The organism is Gordonibacter sp. 28C (assembly GCF_003339845.1).
In the GTDB taxonomy this organism is placed as follows: Bacteria; Actinomycetota; Coriobacteriia; order Coriobacteriales; family Eggerthellaceae; genus Gordonibacter.
On sequence record NZ_PPTR01000015.1, the window covers coordinates 69,730 to 91,067 of the forward strand.

The 21,338-nt window shown below is 66.2% G+C and carries 16 protein-coding genes; 12 read left to right on the forward strand and 4 right to left on the reverse strand.

Going from position 1 to position 21,338, the window contains the following annotated elements; translation table 11 throughout:
* Positions 1-9 precede the first annotated feature (9 nt).
* The 3 genes from C1878_RS14750 to C1878_RS14760 all read left to right on the forward strand — a co-directional run bounded on the left by C1878_RS14750 (position 10) and on the right by C1878_RS14760 (position 2,268).
* Entirely contained in the window at positions 10-849 is an 840-nt protein-coding gene (locus C1878_RS14750; RefSeq protein ID WP_114602368.1) for a hypothetical protein, read from the forward strand.
* 25 nt (positions 850-874) lie between these two features.
* On the forward strand, positions 875-1,597 hold the full coding sequence (locus tag C1878_RS14755) for a methyltransferase domain-containing protein (RefSeq protein ID WP_114602369.1): 723 nt from the start codon (positions 875-877) through the stop codon (positions 1,595-1,597).
* A gap of 89 nt (positions 1,598-1,686) precedes the next feature.
* Positions 1,687-2,268 (forward strand): hypothetical protein, encoded by a 582-nt coding sequence (locus tag C1878_RS14760; RefSeq protein WP_114602370.1) that lies wholly within the window; start codon positions 1,687-1,689, stop codon positions 2,266-2,268.
* A 177-nt stretch (positions 2,269-2,445) separates the two neighbouring features.
* Here the strand turns inward: C1878_RS14760 and C1878_RS14765 are convergent, their stop codons facing one another.
* The 3 genes from C1878_RS14765 to C1878_RS14775 form a co-directional block, all read right to left on the reverse strand.
* On the reverse strand, positions 2,446-2,916 hold the full coding sequence (locus tag C1878_RS14765) for a helix-turn-helix domain-containing protein (protein WP_114602371.1): 471 nt from the start codon (positions 2,914-2,916) through the stop codon (positions 2,446-2,448).
* 32 nt (positions 2,917-2,948) lie between these two features.
* Positions 2,949-3,131 (reverse strand): type II toxin-antitoxin system HicA family toxin, encoded by a 183-nt coding sequence (locus C1878_RS17110; RefSeq protein ID WP_114602372.1) that lies wholly within the window; start codon positions 3,129-3,131, stop codon positions 2,949-2,951.
* 157 nt (positions 3,132-3,288) lie between these two features.
* Positions 3,289-5,004, reverse strand: a complete 1,716-nt coding sequence (locus tag C1878_RS14775) for a collagen binding domain-containing protein (RefSeq protein WP_114602373.1) — start codon at positions 5,002-5,004, stop codon at positions 3,289-3,291.
* A 698-nt stretch (positions 5,005-5,702) separates the two neighbouring features.
* Between C1878_RS14775 and C1878_RS14780 the strand changes: the two genes are divergently transcribed.
* The 9 genes from C1878_RS14780 (at position 5,703) to C1878_RS14820 (ending at position 20,680) form a co-directional block, all read left to right on the forward strand.
* Positions 5,703-8,609, forward strand: coding sequence for a molybdopterin-dependent oxidoreductase (locus tag C1878_RS14780; RefSeq protein ID WP_114602374.1), 2,907 nt, complete (start codon positions 5,703-5,705; stop codon positions 8,607-8,609).
* Positions 8,610-8,637: 28 nt separating this feature from the next.
* Positions 8,638-9,216, forward strand: a complete 579-nt coding sequence (locus C1878_RS14785) for a 4Fe-4S dicluster domain-containing protein (RefSeq protein WP_114602375.1) — start codon at positions 8,638-8,640, stop codon at positions 9,214-9,216.
* A complete protein-coding gene (gene nrfD, locus C1878_RS14790) occupies positions 9,216-10,196 on the forward strand; it encodes an NrfD/PsrC family molybdoenzyme membrane anchor subunit (protein ID WP_114602376.1) in 981 nt (326 codons plus the stop codon). Before C1878_RS14785 ends, nrfD begins: the two co-directional genes overlap by 1 nt.
* 209 nt (positions 10,197-10,405) lie before the next feature.
* On the forward strand, positions 10,406-11,359 hold the full coding sequence (locus C1878_RS14795; protein ID WP_114602377.1) for a (Fe-S)-binding protein: 954 nt from the start codon (positions 10,406-10,408) through the stop codon (positions 11,357-11,359).
* Positions 11,359-13,584, forward strand: a complete 2,226-nt coding sequence (locus C1878_RS14800) for a molybdopterin-dependent oxidoreductase (RefSeq protein WP_114602378.1) — start codon at positions 11,359-11,361, stop codon at positions 13,582-13,584. The genes C1878_RS14795 and C1878_RS14800 overlap by 1 nt, the downstream gene beginning before the upstream one ends.
* Before the next feature lie 464 nt (positions 13,585-14,048).
* On the forward strand, positions 14,049-14,915 hold the full coding sequence (locus C1878_RS14805) for a DUF2064 domain-containing protein (RefSeq protein WP_114602379.1): 867 nt from the start codon (positions 14,049-14,051) through the stop codon (positions 14,913-14,915).
* 4 nt (positions 14,916-14,919) lie between these two features.
* A complete protein-coding gene (locus C1878_RS14810) occupies positions 14,920-16,278 on the forward strand; it encodes a radical SAM protein (protein ID WP_114602380.1) in 1,359 nt (452 codons plus the stop codon).
* A gap of 448 nt (positions 16,279-16,726) precedes the next feature.
* Entirely contained in the window at positions 16,727-17,701 is a 975-nt protein-coding gene (locus C1878_RS14815; protein ID WP_147272965.1) for a DUF169 domain-containing protein, read from the forward strand.
* Positions 17,702-18,028: 327 nt separating this feature from the next.
* Positions 18,029-20,680, forward strand: coding sequence for a leucine-rich repeat domain-containing protein (locus C1878_RS14820; RefSeq protein ID WP_114602382.1), 2,652 nt, complete (start codon positions 18,029-18,031; stop codon positions 20,678-20,680).
* A 448-nt stretch (positions 20,681-21,128) separates the two neighbouring features.
* Here the strand turns inward: C1878_RS14820 and C1878_RS16775 are convergent.
* Positions 21,129-21,338, reverse strand: a 210-nt coding sequence (locus C1878_RS16775) for a hypothetical protein (RefSeq protein WP_206749708.1), incomplete at its 5' end; no start/stop codon positions are given.

Sequence of the window (21,338 nt, forward strand, 5' to 3'; positions counted from 1 at the left end):
AAGAACGCTATGAAGAAGTACACGCTCACCTCGTACGATCCGATCGAGCTCGACCTGCCGAAGCCCCAGGTGCCCGCAAGCCTGGTGGACGCCCAGATCGAGAAGCTGCTCGAACCCCTGGCGGAGTACCACGAGATCGCCGAGGAACGCGGGGTGGCCATGGGCGACCATGTGGTCGTGACCACCGTGGACGCCCGCATCGACGGCAATCCGGCCTCCAACTTCGTCCTCGAGCATTCCCTGTACCACGTGGGCGGCGGCGAGATGCCCCGCACGTTCGACGACGAGCTGGTCGGCATGGCGGCCGGCGACACGAAGGAGGCCGAGGCGAAGATCAAGCTTCCGCTGGCCAAGGACGGCGACGCCTCCCGCCTGACCATGCAGGTGACGGTGGAGAAGATCCTGAGCTGCCGCACGCCGGAGCTGACCGATGCGCTCGTCGCCGAGCACTTCGAGCCCGCCACGACGGTTGCCGAGTTCCGCGAGGGCGTGGCCAAGCAGTTCGGCCTGCCCGACATGGCGAAGAACGACGCGCAGTTCCCCGACCTCGTGCTGGACGAGCTGTCCAAGCGCCTGGTGGAGGATCCCGATCCGGCCGACTTGCAGCCCGGCCAGCCCCTGGAGGCGCTGCGCGCCACGTGCGCCATCGACGCGCTCGCCGACCATCTGGACATCCAGCTGACCGATGCGGACATCACGGCCCAGATGCCGGGCAACGACGCCGAGCAGCGCGAGAAGATCCGCAAGCAGCTGGAGGAGCAGGGCCTGGGCGACGAGGCGCGGGTGTTCGCGCGCCGCGAGGCCGCCTTGTCATGGCTGGTGAACAACTCGCGCGTTTCGTACAAGTAGCCAGCGCGGCGGAGCGGAGGCGACCATGACGGATGCAAAGCGGCCGATTGCCGTGGAGGATCTGAAGGCGCACTACGAGCAGCTTCCCGCCGAGTACGGGTTCGCGAGCCAGTGCAAGATGACGCTTCTCGGCGACCTGCGGGGCAAGCGCGTGCTCGACATCGACTGCCGACGGGGAAAGGGGGTCGTCAAGCTTTCCGACTACGTCGGCCCGAAGGGCCGCGTGGTCGGGGTCGACCCCACGCCCGAATGGATCGACGTCGCCGTCTCCTTCATGGACGATGCTTGGCGTCGCAACGGGCTGCCTGAGAACAACATGGAGTTCCGCGTGGCCTATCCGGAGGACCTCGCCGCGGCCGGCTTGCAGGACGGCGCGTTCGACCTGGTGTTCGCCAACAGCAGCGTCAACGTCGATTATTGCCCCGAAACGGTGTTCCGCGAGGTGTTCCGCGTGCTCCGTCCCGGCGGGGTGCTGGTGTTCGACGGGGTCGTGGCCGCTTCGGCGCGCGACGAGGGCGTCGTGGCACGGGCGCGCGCCATGGGCAACGCGGTGCAGGCGGCTTTGGCTCGCGAAGAGCTCGAGGCCATGATGGCGCGCATCGGCTTCGAGCCGCCGGAGTACTACGAGGAGTCGGACGTACGACCCGAGACGGGTTACCTTGACGGGTTCGAGGTGCCGATCGCCGAAGCGGACGAGGACGTGCGGTTCGTGAAGACCACGGCGCGCATCTACAAGCCGCGCCGCTAGGGTTCGGGGCGCGGGTGCCGCACAGGCCGCGCACGGGAGAGCAAGTGCCGCCGAGATTTCGATCCCAGCGGCGTGAAGGAGTGAGAGCCATGAAGTACGAGGAACTGAAGGAGCAGGTCAAGGCGGTGCCCGCCTCGCAGGCGAAAGACTACCGCGAGCTGCTTTCCCTGGCGAGCATCGCCGGCGACGTGTGGCCCCAATTCAAGAAGCACCTCGAGCAGGCACAGGACTGCCGATGCTTCTTCAAGTCCATCTACGACGATGACGCATGTCGTTTCGAGAACGCCTGGGCGTACTGGGCGAAGATGAACAAGGAGCTGTGGGCCGACCGCTTCGAGGCGGAGCGCGCGCTGAGGAACGTGACGCTGGACAACAAGGGCGTTTTCCTCAAGGGGGGCGGCAACGAGCTGCTCATTCCGCTTTCCGGCCGCAGCCATGCGGCGAGCATCTACCTGTTCCGCGAGAACGGCTTCAACGAGAAGGCCGCGGAGTTCTACGGCGCCATCAACGGCTCGTTCACGTGCGCGGGCATCGAGCTCGAGGGCGCGTTCGACGTGTACCGCGCGCACCGTGCGCTCATCTTCGAGCGTTGGGAGATCGACCAGCTGAAGCGCCGCGCCGACGGCAAGGGCCAGATCCGCACGGGATGCGACTGCTCGACTCCCTGGTAGGGGCGGTTGTCGCGTCGGGCGGACTCGGGCGTCGACCGTAGGGGCGGGTTGTTGCCCGCCCGGCGCGATACGATGCGGCGCAGGCGAACATGCGGCGAGCGCACGCGGGCGGTTTGGAGCCGTATCGTGCGCTCGCCGCATTGTTTTCGGCGTGGAGCGTCGCCGCCCCTACGGCGGCTAGCTCGTTTTCGTGGGTTTCTTTTCCGATTTTGCCTTTTTCGGGCGCCCCGCCTTCGGCTTCTCGCGCAGGCGCGCGTCCACGCTGTAGCGCGTGATGAACGAGTCGCGCCCCTTGCGAAAGCCTTTGAGCAGGCCGGCTTTGAGCATTTGGGACACGCGCGCTCGCGACACGCCCAAGAGCTCCGCCGCCTCCGATGCCGTCACGGCGGGGACGGTGTCGAGGCTTGCCTCGATGGCCACGAGCAGAATGCGGCCGCCTTCGCGTAGCGGCTCGTGGCCGAGCGTCGCTTCGGGGATATCCTCGCCGTTCATGAGGCGATGCTCGATTTCAAGTTTGAGCCAATCGGCTGCCATCTCCGTGGCTTCCGCCACGTCGGCCCCTTGGGTTCCCCCGTTGAAATCGAACGGGAACGCGAGAATCCAGCCGTCCTCTTCTTTGAATAGCTCGAATTCGTACACGTACAGCATGCCTGATTCCTTTCACCCGCACGAAGGGGAGGTTAGCGTCGCCTTTCGATCCCCGCTTGTCTTCTGATCGCCCTTGCCATTCCCTCGCCAATTTCCCTGTGGCGCGGAATCGACGTCCGAAAGCCGGGTTTCTCAAACACCTCGTGGCCTGTGCCGCCGATGCTTCTCAATCCTTGGGCTTCGACCTCCCTGACGAGGTCGCGTCGCTTGACCATGGCCGTCCTTTCAGTAAATTATAAACTGTAATTAAGAATTAATCAAGTCGATCGGCACTTGAGGTATGCGGTTTGCCGCAGCGTGGAAAACCGTTTGCCCCCCGGGGGCATAGCGTATAAGGCGGCCGCTTGCCGTGCGGGGGAGTTGCGCTTGTCCTTACGGGCGACGGCCGCGCTTCGCGGCCGCTGCGGCGAGCGTGACGCCGATTGCGGCTGCGAGCGCTGCCCAGCGAGGCAGCGTGCCGAGGGCGTCGCCCGTCTCGGCAAGAGCCGGCTCTTCGGGTCCGTCTACGCTTGTCGGCGTTTCGGGCGAGCGCACGAGCTCGTTTTCCACTTCGTAGAAATAGGTGCGGCCGTTCTCGTCCACTTCGACGAAGAAGGGCTCGGCGGCGCGGTAGCCCGGCGGGGTGGTGGCCGGGTCCTCGCGCACCTCGTAGGTTCCGTAGGGCAGGGCGCCGCATGCGGCCGCGTCATGCAGGTCGGCGGTGGAGGCCCGGCCGTTCTCGTCGGTGACGATGCGGGCGACTACCTCGCCGGTCGAGACCAGCACCACGTCGAACGCCACGTCCGCCAGCGGCTTTCCCGGGGCGTCGGCGTTCTCGTCGCCGCCTGCGGGCGCGCCCCCGCTCGAGGAGCCGCCGCCCGTCCCGTCTGCGGAGCCGAACTTGAACAGCGCCACGTCGCCGCGCACCACCTGCTCGGCAACGACAGGCGCGTGGAACACGGCCGCGCCCGCCGCGTCGGGCACGGCCTCGACGGGGCAAACGAACACCGAGGGATCGGGCGGCAGGTAGCCTGCGGGCGGCCGCACCTCGCGCACGACCACGGTGCCGAGCGGTAGGCCGCGCCCGCCGCGCCCGTCGGAAAAGAGGTTCTCTTCTCCGACCGTGGCGCGGCCCTGCTCGTCGGTGACGACGGTCCAAGAGCGGGTGGGGCGCACGCCCGCCGCGGACACCTCCGCGAGCGAGCCGAAGCGGTCCGCGTAGTGCTCGACGGCGAACACCGCACCTGCCAGGCTCGCGTCGCCGAGGGGCACGGCGACGCCCGTTTCGCGATCGACTTTCGCCGCCATCACGTCGGCGGGGGCGAGCAGGGGCGCGTCCTCGACGGTCAAGACGGGCACCGCGCCCGTGCGGCAGTGCTCGCGGGTCAGCTCGACGGGAAAGGCTCGCTCGTCGAGGACGAAGCCCGCGGGCGCCGCCTTCTCGCGCACCCAGTAGCGGCCGGGCGCCAGGGTCGCGGCCGAACGGGCGCGTCCCGTCTCATCGGTCGTCGCGTCGAGCACCTCGATCGTGCACGCCTCGTCGGCGTACACGCCGTACACTGCGCCGTCCAGGCGGTAGCAGCCGTTCTTTTCCGTGACGTCGGGCGCCGTGGATGTTTTGACCACCTCCACGGTGCCGGTCAGGTAGATCTTGAACCCGCCGACGTTCTGCGCGCCGAAGGGCGAATAGTGGTTCTCGTACATGCCGGCGCCCCGGCAGTCCACCGTGACGAGGTATCCTCCGTCGTCGGTCGGCTCGCCGACGAACGGGTAGGTTCCCGGCAGCGGCGTGCCGTAGATCGAGCCGGAGATACAGTAGCCCGTGGTTGTGATGCCGTACTGCGGGAACGACACGTCGAACACGTTGCCGCCCTCCGCTCCGTCGATATGCGCGTTGACGCACGCCACATAGCACGTGCCGGAGATGCTCTCGTCGGCCTCGGCGCGCGCGGTCCCGCACAGCGCAAGCGCCAGCGCGAGGGCGCACGCCGCGGCCAGCGCGCAAAGGGCACGCGCCGCGATCGGCGGGGAAGGGGAGCGGCGGTGGCATACGGCTTCGACAGCACCGGTTTCTCGTTGTTTGCGCGGCTGTACGTGCGACGGTTCCACGACGGCCCCCTTTCCGCTGGTCGTGCCGGGCCTGTCCCGGCCCCTCTATCCTAGCGCCGCGACCTTGCATGCCGACCGTAATCCGACCGTGTCCGCGTCGCTCGAACCTTGCACGAACCTTGCACGGACGCCGTCCGAACCTTGCGCGTTTGGCGGCCTTCTGTCGCCTCGACCTTGCACCGCTCCATCACGGACGCGCCGCATGCCCCGTTTACGTGTTATTCGCCGCAAAAACACGCCACTAGGGTGGCACATGCTATTCAGCATAGCTATAATCAAATAGCCGATTCTATCTACTACTGGTTGGCATCGAACAACGGTTCAGATCGTGCGCGGTTCGATGACAACCAGCAGTCGATCGGAGCGGTCGGAGGAGCTGCAACGTCATTTCGCGCAGGGGGTGCGAACGTTTGTGCCGATGCTCGCGCAGGGGGTGGCGAACCGCCGAACGGCAGGATGCCCAGACGAGCGGTCGGCGCGGAAATCGCGATCCGATCAATTAATACCATCGGGCTTACCCGCTCGCGGAATTTAGAACTTCCGGTGTGATGTGGACGGAACGGGCGTTTTATACACTGGCGTGCATGATCCGCACGAGTGAGAGCGTTCGGGCCAAGCGGAGCTTCCGCGCATAATCATGCGAACGGTACGACGGGTTCAAAGTAAGGTAAACGGACGAGAAGAAGAGGGGAAGGTAGATGACGGAGATTTCCAAGACGTCGAGTGGTCTCAAGGGCCTTGTGTGCCCGGACACCGAGTCAACCGAGGTCGACATCCATCAAGACGGCGTCACGATGGTCAAGTCGCTCTGCTATTTCTGCCATGCTAACTGCGGCGTGCTCGCCTACGTCAAGGATGGCGACGTGATCAAGATCGAGGGCGATCCTGATTACTCGAACCATGGCGGGCTGTGCTGCCGCGGCACCAGCGCGCTGCTGCATGTCAACCACCCCGCCCGCATCAACCATGCGCTGAAGCGCGTGGGCGCCAAGGGCGAGGGCAAATGGGAGAAGGTGCCGTACGACCAGGCGATCCAAGAGGTCGCCGACCGGCTCAACCAGATCAAAGAGGAAAGCGGTGCCGAGGCCGTGGCCTCCGCGGGCGGTACGACGCGCACCGACGACTGGGCGCGCCGCCGCTTCCTGAACCAGTTCGGCACGCCGAACGGCTTCCACAACGCGCTTCTGTGCTGGATCCCCACGTTCATGGCCGAGACCTGCGTGGCCGGCTGGTCGCCGTTCGAGACCGACCTTGCCTCGGCACGGTGCCTGATCCTTTGGGGCATGAACCCGGGCGCCTCCACCTTGGGCGGCATGGACGGCTATACCGACCTGCAGAAGAACGGCCTCAAGATCGTGGTCGTGGACCCGCGTTACTCCGAAACGGCCTCCAAGGCCGACCTGTGGCTGCCCCTGCGTCCCGGCACCGACGCCGCGCTCGCGCTGGCCATGCTGCACACCATCATCTACGAGGGCCTGGTCAACTGGGAGTTCGTGGGCGAGTGGTGCGACGGTTTCGAGGAGCTGCAAGAGCACGTGGCCGAGTACACGCCCGAGTGGGCCGCGCCCATCACGTGGCTCGATGCCGACCAGATCCGCCAGGCCGCCCGTCTGTACGCCATGAACACGCCCGGCTGCATCCAGTGGGGCTGCACGTGGGACCAGATCGGCCGCGCCTCCACCACCGGCAGCCACGCCATCGCCCTCATGCGCGCCGTCTGCGGCAACCTGGACGTTCCCGGCGGCGACGGCATGCCCGGCCCGGCTCTGAACTACCTCACCGACGAGGAGATGGAGCTCAACGAGTGCCTGCCCGAGGAGCAGAAGGCGAAGCAGATCGGCTCCAACAAGTTCAAGCTCACCTCCTGGCCCGGCTACCAGCTCATCTCCGACAACGCGAAGCGCACGTGGGGCAAGACCCTGCCCACCGAGTGGTTCTGCGAGGCTCACGGCCCCAGCGTGTTCAAGGCCATCCTCACGGGCGACCCGTACCAGGTGCGCGCGCTCATCGTGAACGCCACGAACCCCATCAACTCCTACGGCGACGCCAAGATGACGCTCGCTGCGTTGAAGAAGTGCGAGTTCTTGGTGGTCGTCGATTATTGGATGACCCCCACGGCGCTGTTCGCGGACTACGTGTTCCCGGCCGCCGGCGCCCTCGAGCGTCCCACCATCGTCACCCACTACGGCGCCACCGACTCCATCATGGGCGGTCGACGCGCCATGCAGCCCAAGTACGATCGCCACACCGACATGACGTTCTGGCGCAAGCTGGGTTTGGCGTGCGGGCAGGATCCTGCCAACTGGCCGTGGGAGACCGAGGAAGAAGCCTATTTCCACATCCTGCAGCCCTTGGGCCTTCCCGGCGTGGAGAGCTACAACGACTTCGTCGACTTCTACCGCATGTACTATCCGCCGCTGCACCAGAACAAGTTCAAGACCAACGGCGGCTTCTGGACGCCTTCGGGCAAGGTGGAGTGCAACTCCACCATCCTGCGCGAGCTCGGCTACCCCGGCATGCCCACCTACATCGGCTGCATCGAGAACGAGATCGACACGCCGGAGATCGCTGAAGAGTATCCCATCGTGCTCACCACGGGCGGCGGCTTCATGCCGTACCACCACTCCGAGCACTTCCAGATGCAGGGCATCCGCTACCTGTATCCCGATCCGTACTTCTCCATCAACCCGGAGTTGGCCGAGAAGCTGAACATCGCCTATGGCGACTGGTGCTGGATCGAGACGCGTCGCGGCCGCATCAAGATGCGCGCCAACGTGGAGCCCGAGGTGCATCCCAACGTGGTGTTCGCGCCGCGCGGTTGGTGGTTCCCCGAGCGCGACGGCTCGGCCGACCTGGACAACCCCTTCGGCTGCCTCGAGTCCAACGTCAACGTGCTGACCTCTGTCGACGACGAGCACTGCGATCCGATGGGCGGCTCGTGGGCCAACCGCGGCCTCATGTGCAAGGTGTACAAGTGCGGCGAGTACGACAAGGAGTACAAGAAGGAGGACACCCAGTTCTCCATTCCGGGCTCCTCGTCCGAGCCGGGCGTCACGGTCATGCCGAGCGACCAGAAGCTCGCTCGCGAGCCCATCCCGTTCGAGAAGCCGCAGCCGACCGAGGCCGTGCCGGAGGGCTACGAGTGGGTGTGGCAGAACAACGCGCTGTACCAGAAGGACACGCACTTCCGTCTGGACGAGTCGGGCTGGCTTATCAACCCGCGCACGAAGGGTTACTACGACGCCCACACCGGCTGGCGCTACGATGCCGCCAACGAGTGCCTGGTGGACGACGAAACCGGCAAGATGTACACGATGGATCGCGAGGAGATCGTGTTCGTGGCCGGCGTGCGCTGCTACCCCGGCGAGGCCGCCGCTCCGTTCGAGGTTCCCGAGAACCTTACTTGGAACAGCGACAAGGGCTACGTGACCTTGGGCGACCTTCCCTATGTGTACGATCCGAACAGCGGTTGGCTGCTGGATCCCGAGACCGGCGCGTTCCACGATGCCAACTACGGTTGGTTGTACGACGCGGCCACCGGCCACTTGGTCGACGAATCAACGGGCAAGCATTACGACATGTCGTATGCTCCCGTCGAAGAATAGCCACCGAGTAGGAAGAAAGGATAGATAAATGACTCGTTACGTCATGGTCATCGATCAGCGTCGTTGCATCGGCTGTCACTCCTGCACGGTTGCTTGTCGCACGTGGAACAAGCTTCCACTTGACATCGTTTACAACCCCGTGGTCACCGAGGGTGCCCAGGGCACGTGGCCGAACGTCCACAAGAGCTGGCAGCCGTTGCTGTGCATGCACTGCGAGAACCCCGAGTGCGTTCCCTGCTGCCCGTCCGGCGCGAGCCAGCAGGACGAGGACGGCACCGTATGGGTTGACCCCCAGAAGTGCCTGTCGTGCAAGGTGTGCGTGAACGCCTGCCCGTACGGCATGCGCGATGCCTCCCATCTGGAGGACCGCATGCACCGCTTTGTGCGCAAGTGCACGTTCTGCCGCGACAAGCGCCAGCTGGACCCCTCCGCTCAGCCGTACTGCGTGCTGACCTGCCATCAGAAGGCCCGTATCTTCGGCGATCTGGACGATCCGGACAGCGAAGTGTCCAAGCTCATCGGCTCCGTGAAGACCGAGCGCCTCTTCGAGGAATTCGGCACCGATCCGCAGATCTACTATATTCCTGAGTTGGGAGGTAAGGCATAATGAAGCATCATTACTGGGAGCCGCCTATCGCCCTGTACCTGTTCCTGGGCGGTTTGGCGGGCGGCATTCTGTTCTTGGCCGCTATCTTCAACAGCTTCGTGGTTCCGGGCTATGCCGAGGTGTTCGCGCTTCCCGTGCTCGTGTCGCTGGCCTGCGTGGCCGTGGGCTGCGTGTTCCTCGTCATCGACCTCGGTCAGCCGGGCGTGTTCTGGCGCGTGTGGACCACGTCGAAGTCCATCATCAAGTGGGGCGCGACGTTCCTGGTCATCGCCGCGGTGTTCGCCCTGCTGTTCTTCCTGGCGTTCATCGGCGACGCGTGGCCCGTATTCGCCGGCATGTCCGACTTCCTGAAGCCCGCCGCCGACTTCTTCCTGATTGTGGCTGGGTTCTTCGGCCTGTGCATCATGATGTACACCGGCATCATGCTGTCCACCCTGAAGGCGCATGCGTTCTGGGCCACCCCGGCGCTGCCCGTGCTGTTCACCATCTCGGCCATCTCGACGGGCTGCGCGGCCATCGTGCTGTCCATCGGCGGCTGGCCGGCCGTCATCTCGCTGGAGAGCCTGGTCGTGTCCGAGATCGTGCTGGAGATCCTGCACGTGGTGGACATCGTCCTGGTCGTGGCCGAGCTCATCGTGCTGCTGACGATGGTTCTGTCCTTCGCGGGCGCCGGCAACGTGACCGCCAAGGCGGCCGCCCGCCGCTGGGTGCGCGGTTCCTACGCGGGCCTGTTCTGGGTCGGCATGGTGGGCCTGGGCCTGGTCGTTCCGCTGGTCATGTACATCGGCGGTGGCCATTCCGCCGCGGCCACGCTCGTGGCTCCCATCCTGGTTCTGTGCGGCGGCTGCCTGCTGCGCTTCATGGTGGTCAACACCGACGATCGCGCCGAGATCCCGGGCGAGAACCGCTACTACAACCGCGTTGCGAAGAACGACGCGGAGTTCATCACCAAGTGGACGTACGGCGACAACCAGTTCTAAGGTTCGAGGTTCGACGGGCTGCGGGCTTCGAATGAGACTCGCAGCTCATGCGACGGAGCCCGGCGTTCGCGCCGGGCTCTCGCCGCTTGTACGGCGCACCGCCCGCGGGCAGGCGCTTCGACAAGGAAGCGCCTGCCCGCGCGTGATGCGCGCGACGATCGCGCGCGGCTGGAGAAGCCGCGCGATCCAGGGAAGGCAAGAGGACTCTCATGGAGCAGTACCAGTTCGAGGATGCCCTGACCGGCACTACCGTCACCTGCGGGTTCCCGCAGCTCGAAGCCGTCGTGACGCCCGGTTCGGGAGAGCCGCGCCGCTGCGCGTCGCTGTTCTTCCCCGGCTGCTCGCTCATCAACTACGGGCTGCCGCTCGTGCAGGCCGTTCACAACACGCTCGCCGACGCCGGGTGCGTCGACGGCGTTTCGCTGCTGTGCTGCGGCAAGATCCTGTCCTACGAGCCCGACGGCGACGTCGTGCGCGCCTCGTTCGAGGACCAGCTGCGGGACAGCCTGGTCGCCGCGCAGGTGGAGCGCGTGGTGGCCGCCTGCCCGAACTGCGTCATGGCGCTGCGTGCCGCGCTCGCCGCCGACGAGCGCACGGCGCACGTCGAGGTCGTGGCGCTTCCGGCCGTGCTGGCCGATCTGGGCTATCGCATCGACGAGGACGTGGCGCGGCGGATGGTGGCGCGGGAGGCGGGTATCGACCCTGCCGAGGTGAAGGTGTGTGTGCACGATTCGTGTCCCGACCGCGACACCGGCGAGTTCGCCGACGGGTTGCGCGCTCTCTTGCCCGACGGGTTAGTGGTGGAGACGGATCATATCCGCAAGCGCTCGTATTGCTGCGGATCGCTTCTGCGCGCGGCCGGCAAGCCGTTCGTGGCCGACGCCATGGCCCAACGGCACGGCGAGGAGGCGCAGTCGGTTGAGGCGACGGCCATCGTGACGGCGTGCATGAGCTGCTCGTTCCAGCTCACGGTTTCGCAATCGGCCGTGCCGGTGTTCCACTACCTGGAGCTCCTGTACGACTGGCGCATCAACTGGGAAGGGGCTGACCTGTACATGAAGCTGCGTTTCCTGTTCGACGACGCGCTCGGTGCCGTGGAAGGCACGGGGGGATCGCGCACGTTCGCCGCCCTCGACGCCCCGACGGAGGGGGAGGATTCGTGATGGCCGAGGTCAAACGCACGAACTGCCATTACTGCGGCTACTGCTGCGCCTTTCTGGCCACGGTGGAGGATGGCCGCGTGACCGAGCTGGCGCCCGACCCCACGCGCTACCCTTATGACGAGCGCATCCTGGCCGGCTGCCGCCGATGGCGCATGAACCTGGACGCGCTCGACGGTGCCGACCGCGTGAACCATCCGCTGCGCCGCGTCGGCGCGCGCGGCGCGAACGAGTGGGAGCGCGTGAGCTGGGACGAGGCGCTCGACGACATCGCCGCCCGGCTGCGGGCGCTGGCCGCCGAGCACGGGCCCGAGACGCTCGCCAGCGCCATCGGCGGACCGCACGCGTCGTTCTGGCCGCTGCACCGCTTCATGAACCTGTTCGGCTCGCCGAACAACATGGGCATCGGGCAGATATGCTGGAATCCGCGCATCTGGATGGACGCGCTCACGTTCGGCTGGACCGTGGAGGCCGACATCGTGCCGGGAACCACGGAATGCCTGTTCATCTGGGGCACGAACCCGGCGCAGTCCGACAACTCGGCGTTCTGGCGCTCGCTTCTGGCGTTCGCGCGCTCCGACGCCCCGCTCGTGTGCATCGACCCGCGCCGCACGCAGATGGCGGCCGTGGCCGATCTGTGGCTGCCGGTGCGTCCGGGCACCGACTGCACGCTGGCGCTGGGCCTCCTGCACGTGATCATCGAGGAGGACCTGGTGGACCACGCGTTCGTGGACGCGTGGTGCCACGGCTTCGACGAGCTGGCCGAGCACGTGAGGCCCTACACGCCCGAGCACGTGGCGGCCGTGTGCGGTTTGCCGGCGGACGACATCGTGCGGGCGGCGCGCCTGTTCGCGCAGGCGGGGGCCGCGGCGCTCGTGTCGGGCCGCGGTGTGGACCAGGTGGGCGCGAACGTGGCGCCCACGCATCGCGCCATCTGCTGCCTGCGCGCCGTCACGGGCAACGTGGACAAGCCCGGCGCATGCGTGCTGGCCGAAGGACCCGACTTCATTTCCGAGATGGAGTTGGAGATGACCGACGCGCTGGCGCCCGAGCATCGCGTCCGCTGCCTGAACACGCCCTACACGCCGCTGCAGTGCTACGACGGCTACGACCGGGCCCGCGCCCTCACGGAGAAGCTGGGTCGCACGCTGCCGGAGCGCTATCTGACCTCGGCGCATCCGCACCTCGTGCTGCGCGCAATGGAGACGGGCGAGCCGTACCCCGTGCGCGCCCTCGTGGTGAACGCCACGAACCCGCTTCTGACCTACGCCGACACGCGCCGCGTGTTCAACGCGCTCATGGGCCTGGATTTGCTGGTGGTGCTGGACTACTATATGACGCCCACGGCGAGCATCGCCGACTACGTGCTGCCGGCCGCCGGCGCTGTCGAGCGCCCCGTGCTGCAGGTGCACGGCGGGGTGGCGAACATGGGCTACGGCGGGCCTGCCGCCGTCGAGCCGTACTACGAGCGCCGCACCGACTACGACGTGTTCCGCGGTTTGGGAATGCGCTTGGGGCAGGAGGACGCCTGGCCCGAGGAGACGCTCTCCGACGCGTTCGCCGCGCAGCTCGAGCGCGCTGGCATGGATTGGGACGTGTTCTGCGAGCTGGGCATCTACTGGCAGCCGCCGGCGTTCGCCAAGCACGAGCTGCCCGGCCCCGACGGGCGGCCGCAGGGCTTCGCCACCACCACGGGCAAGATCGAGCTGGCGAGCGAGTTTCTGCCCGCGCTGGGCGGGCCGCGCCTGCCCGAGCCGGCGGATCAGGTGTCGCTCTGCTCGCCCGAGCTCGTGGCGGCCGCCGAGGCCGAAGGGGCGGCGCACCTGCCCCTGATAACCGGGTCGCGCAAGCAACCCTACAACGCGTCCATGTACTTCAACAACCCCGCCTTCCGCGCGAAGTCGCCGCATCCGGTGGCGGAGGTGAGCGAGGCCACGGCCGCGCGGCTGGGTTTGAAGCCGGGCGACCGCGTGGAGGTCGCCACCGACAACGGCTCGGCGCGCTTTATACTGGAGACCGCGCGCATGCGCGACGATCTGGTGAACGTGGACTACGGCTGGTGGCATCCCGAATGGGAGCCGGGGGCGCCGGACTTCGGCGGCATGTGGGAGTCGAACGTGAACTGCCTCACGTCGTGTACGCCGGGCGAACCGATGATAGGCACCTGGTCGTACAACGCCATCGACTGCGTTCTGCGCAAGGTCGAGGAGCCTCTTTCGTGGGAATGAACCTGCGGGGCGCGGAGGGAACGGGCGGGGGCGCCGTGCTCGGGCAGTCCTGAGCTCGCTCGAACAGCCCGCTGGGCTGTTCGGCTCGTGCGGAATCTGCGCGCGGCGCCCCCGCCCGTTCCCTCCGCTGGCTGCGGTTGAGGCGCGAAGGATCTGCGGGGCGTAGAACGCCGTTGCGTGATCGGTTGATGTGGGAGGGTTTTTGTTGGGAGTCTTCCTTTTTGGTGAGGGGTTCCGGCGACGGTGGTTCCCGTAGGGGCGATCTCCGGATCACCCGGCGCGATGGCTGTGGGGGAAGGCGTGTCGTGCGGCGAGCGCACGGTGCGGCTGGTAGGCGGAAAGGCTCTCCGTAGGGACAGCGCAAGTCGTGTCCGGAGCGGTGGTTGAAAAACGAGATACACCCGTGCGGCGGACGCGCGAATGCGATACGATGAATTGGCAACGACGAGAAGGAGATCGTTACTATGGCGGAAAAGAAGCAAGCGCTGCTGTTGTTTAGCAAGCCTCCGGTGGCGGGGATGGTGAAGACGCGGCTGACGACCGAGCACGACGGGTTTTTGAGCCCTACGCAGGCGGCGGAGTTCTTCAAGCGCAGCCTGTACGACGTGAGCGAGCTGTCCATGCACGCGCTGCTGGAGCTGCAGATGCTGAACGACGCGGCCGTCGAGGCCGATCCGAGCGTCGACAAGATCACGTACGACTTCTTCGTGTCCACGACGCCGGCCGAGAACGTGCAGCTCATGAAGGAGACGTACGAGGCCATCGGCCCGTGGCCTATGGAGATCCACTACCTCACGGACAAGGGCGCCACGTTCGACGACCACTTCGACTACGCGTTCAAGGAGATATTCTCGCAGGGCTACGAGCACATCGTGTCCGTGGGCGGCGACATCCCCACCATGCCGAAGTCGCACATCGTGCAGGCGTTCCAGTGGCTCGACTACTTCCAGTCCATCGGCAAGCCCGGCTTCGTGCAGGCGCCGTGCCAGGAGTGCGGCACGTCGCTCGTGGGCTTCAGCCACAACACGCCCATGGACCATCAGGGCGTCTACTACAACATGGACGGGCGCCCGGCGCTCGACGGCTACATGCAGAAGCTCGAGGAGAACGACGTTCCCTCGGCGTTCCTCTCGCCCGTGGCCGACATCGACGAGGCCACCGATCTCGCGCACGCCATCTCGTGCATGCGCGCCATCAAGCAGGCCGCCGCGTACCAAACCGAGTTGTTCGTGCCGCAGCGCGTGCTCGACTGGATCGACTACATGGGCATCCAGGTGACCACGCCGCCGAACGACGAGCACGATCCGCGCCAATACATCGACCAGGAGTAACGCCATGGACGCGAACGAGAACGCCGCAGCCGCGCCGCCTGAGGCGCGCACGTCGCTGCACAAGACCACCGCGCTCTGCCCGGACTGCCTGCAGGAGCTTCCGGCCGACGTGTACGCCGACGCCGAGGGCGTCGTGTGGATGGAGCGCACCTGTCCCGACCACGGCCGTCTGGCCACGCGCATGTGGCCCGACGCCGAGCACTACCAGTGGCTGCGCTCGCTCGCGTTCCCCAAGACGGCGCCGCAGGGAACGATTCCCGCCTCGAAGCCGTGCCCGTTCGGCTGCGGCACGTGCTCGCGGCACCAGCGGCGCGGCACGTTGCTGGAGATCGAGGTCACGCGCAACTGCAACCTGCACTGTCCCGTGTGCTTCATGAGCGCCGAGACGGGCGAGGGCGATCCCACGCTGGACGAGATAAGCGACATGTACGACGTCATCGCGAACGCGGTGGGCACGGACGGCGCGGTGCAGATCACGGGCGGCGAGCCCACGTGCCGCAAGGACCTGCCCGAGATCATCCGCATGGGTCGCGAGAAGGGCTTCTGGGGCATCGAGGTCAACACGAACGGCCTGGTCATCGCCGCGCGCGACGGGTATCTGGAAGAGCTTGTGTGGGCGGGGCTCACCGGCGTGTACCTGTCGTTCGACGGGTTGACGGGCGACGTGTACGAGGGCACGTGCGGGCGCGATATCCTGGACGTGAAGATGAAGGTGATCGAGCGCTGCCGCGAGGTGGGCATCCAAGTGGTGCTGTCCGTGGCCGTGGTGGCCGGTTTGAACGACGGCCAGCTGGGCGATCTCTTGCGCTTCTGCCTGGACAACGCCGACGTGGTGGCCGGCCTGGCCCTGCAGCCGGCGTTCACGTCCGGACGCTTCGACGCCGAACGGGCCCTGCCCATGAGCTCGGGCGACGTGATCTTCCAGCTGGCCGAGCAGTCGGACGGGCTCATCGAGCCGCGCGACGTCTGGCCGCTGGGATGCTCGAACCCGCTGTGCGACACCGGCGTGTTCTTCGTGCACGGCGAGCCGCCCGAGGGCGTGCCGGCGCATCCGTCGGGCTTCTACCCGGCCACGCGCGCCATGACGATGGAGGAGTACCACGAGGGCTACTCGCCCGACAGCCCGCAGGGGTCGGTGTTCCTGGACATCCTGGCGCACAAGGGCGTGGAAGTGGAGAGCGGGCTGTCCGTGGTCATCATGAACTACATGGACGCGGTTTCCATGGACACGCAGCGGCTGCGGGAGTGCTCGATGATGGTGACGGTGCCTGACGGGCGCGCCATCCCGTTCTGTTCGTACCACTTGACGGATTCTGGCGGGCGGAGGGTGTATCCGCCTTGGTGTAAGGAAGAGTTGCGGTAGCTTTTCGACCTGCGGGGCGCGGGGGCGTCGGGCGTGCGGGTCGTGCTCGGTCAAGTCCTGAGCTCGCACGAGCAGCCCACTGGGCTGTTCGGCTCGTGCGGAATCTACACGACCCGCACGCCCGACGCCCCCGCTGGATGCGCGAACGGGATTGCCTCTGAGAGAGAGGGTGTTCGCGCTTCGCGCGAATTGGGCTGCCCCTCGGTTGGGAGCGGGTCGGCAGGGCCGCATAGAGGACGTTGTGGGGACTGTTTTGCCGCTCAACTGGGGATGTTTCCGTAGGGGCGATCTCCAGATCGCCCGGCGCGGTGACGCACGACGAAGCAACCCATGCGGCGAGCGCACCAAAAAACGCCGGCGTGCCGCACACGCGAACGCGAATGACGGCTCGAACGGCTTTGCGTGTGGCCGACAAGAACGAAGCTACTTGTTCGAAGAAGAGGATATTATGGCTGACTACCGAATCGTGAACGACCCGGACCGGTGCGTGAAGTGCGGGCTTTGCATCGCCTTCTGCCCGTGCGAGGTGCTCGAGGCTGACGCGGACGGGCACCCGTTTGCCGCCCGCATCGAGGACTGCGTGGGGTGCACCACGTGTTCGGGCAACTGCCCGCAGCGGGCGCTGCTGGTGGAGGCGACGGGCGACGCCGTGTACGACCCCTTCTCCGACGAGCCGCGCGCCGAGCCTATCGCGCGCGAGCTGCGCAATCAGTACGCCGAGTGGCAGCGCGTCATCATGGAGAAGCTGGGCCTGCGCTGGCAGCCGGTGGCCGTGAGCCTTATCGACAAGGACGAGCTTTTGCCCGACGTGACCATGCCGCCCGAGAACCAGCGCTTCTGCCAGGCCATGATGGCGGCGCGGCGCGGCGCGAGCATCCTCATGCCGCCGCATCGGCATTCGTGCCCCGACGGCACGTCCATCTTCGGCATGACCGGCGTGCCCGAGAAGCTGGCGACGGGCGAGATCTACGTGCTGTTCCACAAGGTGGTGAACGCCGAAGCCGCCGCCCGCATGGTGGCGGAGCGCCCCACGCTGCCGCCGAAGAGCCGACGGGCCACCTACGTGGCCCCGCTGGCCAAGACGGTGCGCGAGCCCGAGGTGGTCGTGATCACCGGCACGCCCGAGCAGATGATGTGGCTGTGCATGTCCATGAGCTACTACTCGGGCCACCGCTTCGACTTCCATGCGAGCGGTTTCAACTCCATGTGCGTGGAGGCGGTGCTGTACCCGCTGACGGAGCAGGAGCCCAACATCACGTTCGGCTGCTACGGCTGCCGGGCGGCGACCGACTTGGGCGAGGACATGATGTTCATGGGCCTGCCTGTCGACAAGCTGCCCATCGTGGCGCAGGGCCTGACGGAGCTGGCCAAGAAGGCCATCCCCGATTCCCGCATGAAGATCTACGTGCCGCCCATCATGTAGCGTCGCCTCGCCTGGCGCCCAGCCGGCCCTTTCGTAGTAAGAAAAAGAAAAGTCTCCAAAAACCTCGTACCGGCCGATGTTCTGTTCGGACCGCAACGCGTACGCTGATTGGATTTAACGTCCTGGAATGCTGGGGTGTTGATCGGCTGGAATCGCGTCTTTGACGGGAACCGAAATAGAGAAAGGTCGCACGAGCGGAAGGGCTCAGGTATCCTCGGGTGTGCGCCTTGGCGCCGAAAAGGGGTACCCCTTTTGTGTTGCCTGCTTTTTGCAGGCAACACAACGCGTCTTCACGGCTCGTCGGCGGACGGCGGAGGAGGAGACGATATGGAGAGGGCTTCTATCGGCAGGAGGCTGGCGACGGCGGCGCTGTGCGCTTGCCTGGCCGTGCTGGGGGTTCCGGCAACGGCGATGGCGCAGGACGACCCTGCGCCCGACGCGACGGCCGATGCCCAGAGCTCTGAAGCGGGCGAGGGGGCGCAGTTGGAACCCGCCTCTGTTGCGTCCGTACCGCTCGAGGCATCCGATCCGGAGCCGACGATGCCGCAACCCCAGGCGGCCGCGCCTCGGGTTGCCGACGACGTCCTTCAGGTCGAGTTCAACGGCGGCGGCGCGAGCATGGCGGACGCCATCGTTGCCGCGCTCTCCGGCAGGAGCAAGGCCGACTTCGCCAGCATCATCGTGACGGGTCGGGCTACGGAGATCGGCGGCGGTGACTGGGAGGCGCTCAGGGGCTGCTACGCAGCCAACAGCGACTGGGCCAACCTGTCCAGCCTGGATCTATCCGGTTTGAGCGACATGAAGGGGATAGGGGCGAGCAGTCAACCCAGCCAACCTATCCAGCGGCTGAAAAGCATAGAATTCCCGCCCAACACCTTGTCCAACTTCCAGTTCATTGGCGACAACGCGTTCTACGGTTGCACCGAGATGGAAGTACCGAACAAGAGGCTTCCCAAGGACGTTTCCTCCATCGGCGAAGCCGCATTCGCCTACTGCTCCGAGCTGGTGCTTGAATACCTCCCGTCCTCTGTCGCCACCATCGGCCCCTCTGCGTTTCGCGACTGCTCCAAGTTAGAGTTTGTTGGAGCAAGTTCCACTCCGTATACGAAGCTCCCCTCCGCCGTCACGTCCATCGGCGACTACGCGTTTCTCAATTGTCCGAAGCTGGTGCTTACGGCGTTACCCGGGAAGATCACGTCCATCGGCAACGGCGTGTTCCAGGGATGCTCCAGCCTGGCGCTCAAGGAACTCCCCGCCGGAGTCAAGGCCGTCGGCGAATACGCGTTCGAAGGGTGCACCGGTTTGGCCAAGATGACCTTCCCTTCGGGCTTCGAATCCGTCGGCGAGAAAGCGTTCTCGGGTTGCACCGATCTTCTGAAGCTTTCGTTCCACGGCGAGGTGCCGCCCTCGCTGAGCGCGAACGCCTTCGCCGGCGTCGGCCAAGGTGGCACGGTGTATTGCCCGGATGCGGACAGGTTCCGGAGCGTCTTCGGCGTCAACGGGCCGAGCGGTTGGACGTATGCCTCATCCTTCACGCTCGAGGTCGAGTTCAACGGCGACGGTACGAGCATGTCCGACGCCCTCGCTGCCGCGCTTGCCGGCAGGGACGAGGTCGGCGCGACGGACATCAAGGTCTTCGGCGACGCGACGGACATACCGCAAGTCGATTGGGTGATGCTCAAGGAATGTTATAGAGAGGACAGCGCATGGACCAGCCTGTCAGGTCTGAACCTGGCAGGCATGAACGCTCTAAAAAAGATGACCGGTGAGGATGTGGGGTCTCCCGGCTTCACCAGGTTGGAAAACCTGGTGAAGCCGGACAGCCTCGAGACTGTCGGCTCCTTCGCGTTCGCCCTCTGCGAGAACATGGTGCTTGCAAAGCTCCCGGACGGCCTCTTCTCCATCGAGCCCGGCGGCTTCCGCGGCTGCGAGAGCCTGGATCTCGCGAAGCTCCCGGACGGCATCAAGACCATCGACGACTGGGCATTCGCCGAATGCAAGCAGCTGAAGCTTTCGGAACTGCCTGCCGACATCACATCCATCGGGGACTATGCGTTCGCCTACTGCGACAACCTGCCGCTCGCGAAGCTGCCCGCTGGAGTGGAGTCTATCGGCACGTACGCGTTCCTGAAATGCTACAAGCTGGCGTTATCGGAGCTTCCCGTGAGCCTTGAAACCATCAGCCGGCACGCGTTCTTCGGCTGCACCGAGCTTGGGAAGATGACCTTTCCGCGCGGTCTGGCGTACATCGGCGAGTACGCGTTTTTGGATTGCGCCAACTTGACCGAGCTCTCGTTCCTCGGCGACACGCCGCCCGTGCTCGGAACGGATACCACCACCGGCGTCACCGCCGCTTTCTACGGCGTCCCCGCCCAAGGCGCGCTCTACTATTCGGAGGGCGCCGCCTACGCCAAGGGCGCCTTCGGCGGCACCGATCTGAAGGATTGGGGCTTCTTCGCCATGACGCAGCGCACGCTGGTCGACCCGGCCACGGGCGTGAGGGTGTCCGGCGTGCTCTCATCCAACGCCGCCCTGCTCGTGGAGGAGGGCGGCCTGCACGCGGTGGGAACCTGCGCGGCCTGCGATGCGATGCGCGCCCGCGAGTCCGAGGGCGTGACGCTGGCCGAGCTCTGCGTGTCGCTGGCGGCCGGCTGCCTTTGGGGTGGCGTGGAGGCGTCCTTCCCGGTGGGGGCCGCCTACGACGATCGGGAGGTCGCCGTGCTGCACTGCGCCGGGGGCACGCTGGAGGAGGCGAGCGCGAAGGTTGCCGGCGGCTTCGCAACGGGCGCGTTCTCGGGCCTGTCGCCCTTCGCGGTGGTCGCGCCCGCTCCGGCTCCGGCACCCGACCCGGCCCCCAAGGGCGGCGCCATCGCCAAGACCGGCGACGGCCCCGGCGCGGCTCCATGGCTCGCGCTGGCGTCGGTCGCGGTGCTCGCCGCCGCCGGCGCGTCGGTCTGCCGGAAGCGCAGGCGGCGGTAGGCGTCGCGACCGCGAGATCGGGCGGGCTGGTGTTTGCGAGAGCCTCCCGCAGGGGCGGAGGCCCATTCCTGCGGGGTCAACCTGAGCTGTATCGAAAGTATTCGAGACCGCAAAAGCTTGCATCGAAATGAACGTCGGCGACCGTATGGCCGCCGACGTTCATTTTCTCATGCTATATTCACTTATTAGGGTCTTCGGCACGGTTCCTCCGGGTTAACCCACCTGAAGGAGGGGCGGGAGGCGAAACGGCTCAGCGGCCCGAGGGTTCGCATCGAAAAGCCATCGAATCGAGCGCCCCCAGCGACCTTTCTGGAGGCAAGGATCCTGTCCGTGTCGGCTACCTGCGAAAGCGCTGTTTGTTGGGCGACAAGGACAAAGCCCTTGTCCAAAGGGACCGGCGAAGCGGCGTTTTGTCACAGTCCCTTGCAATGATTTCCGTCTTCCGCTGTTAGACCACCATCGACACGCCCCTGCATGGCGCCTGATGGCGATCCGTCGCCATGCAGCCTCGAACGGGCCTATGTCGATTTTGGTTTGACAGCGGATTCCGGCTTTCGCGGCCGTTTTTGACGGTTGTTCGTCGCCGCGCGGCCTCGCGAGGACGCTCGGCGACGCCTTGATCCGCGTTTTCCCTGCTCGCGAGATCGTCGGGAATCGG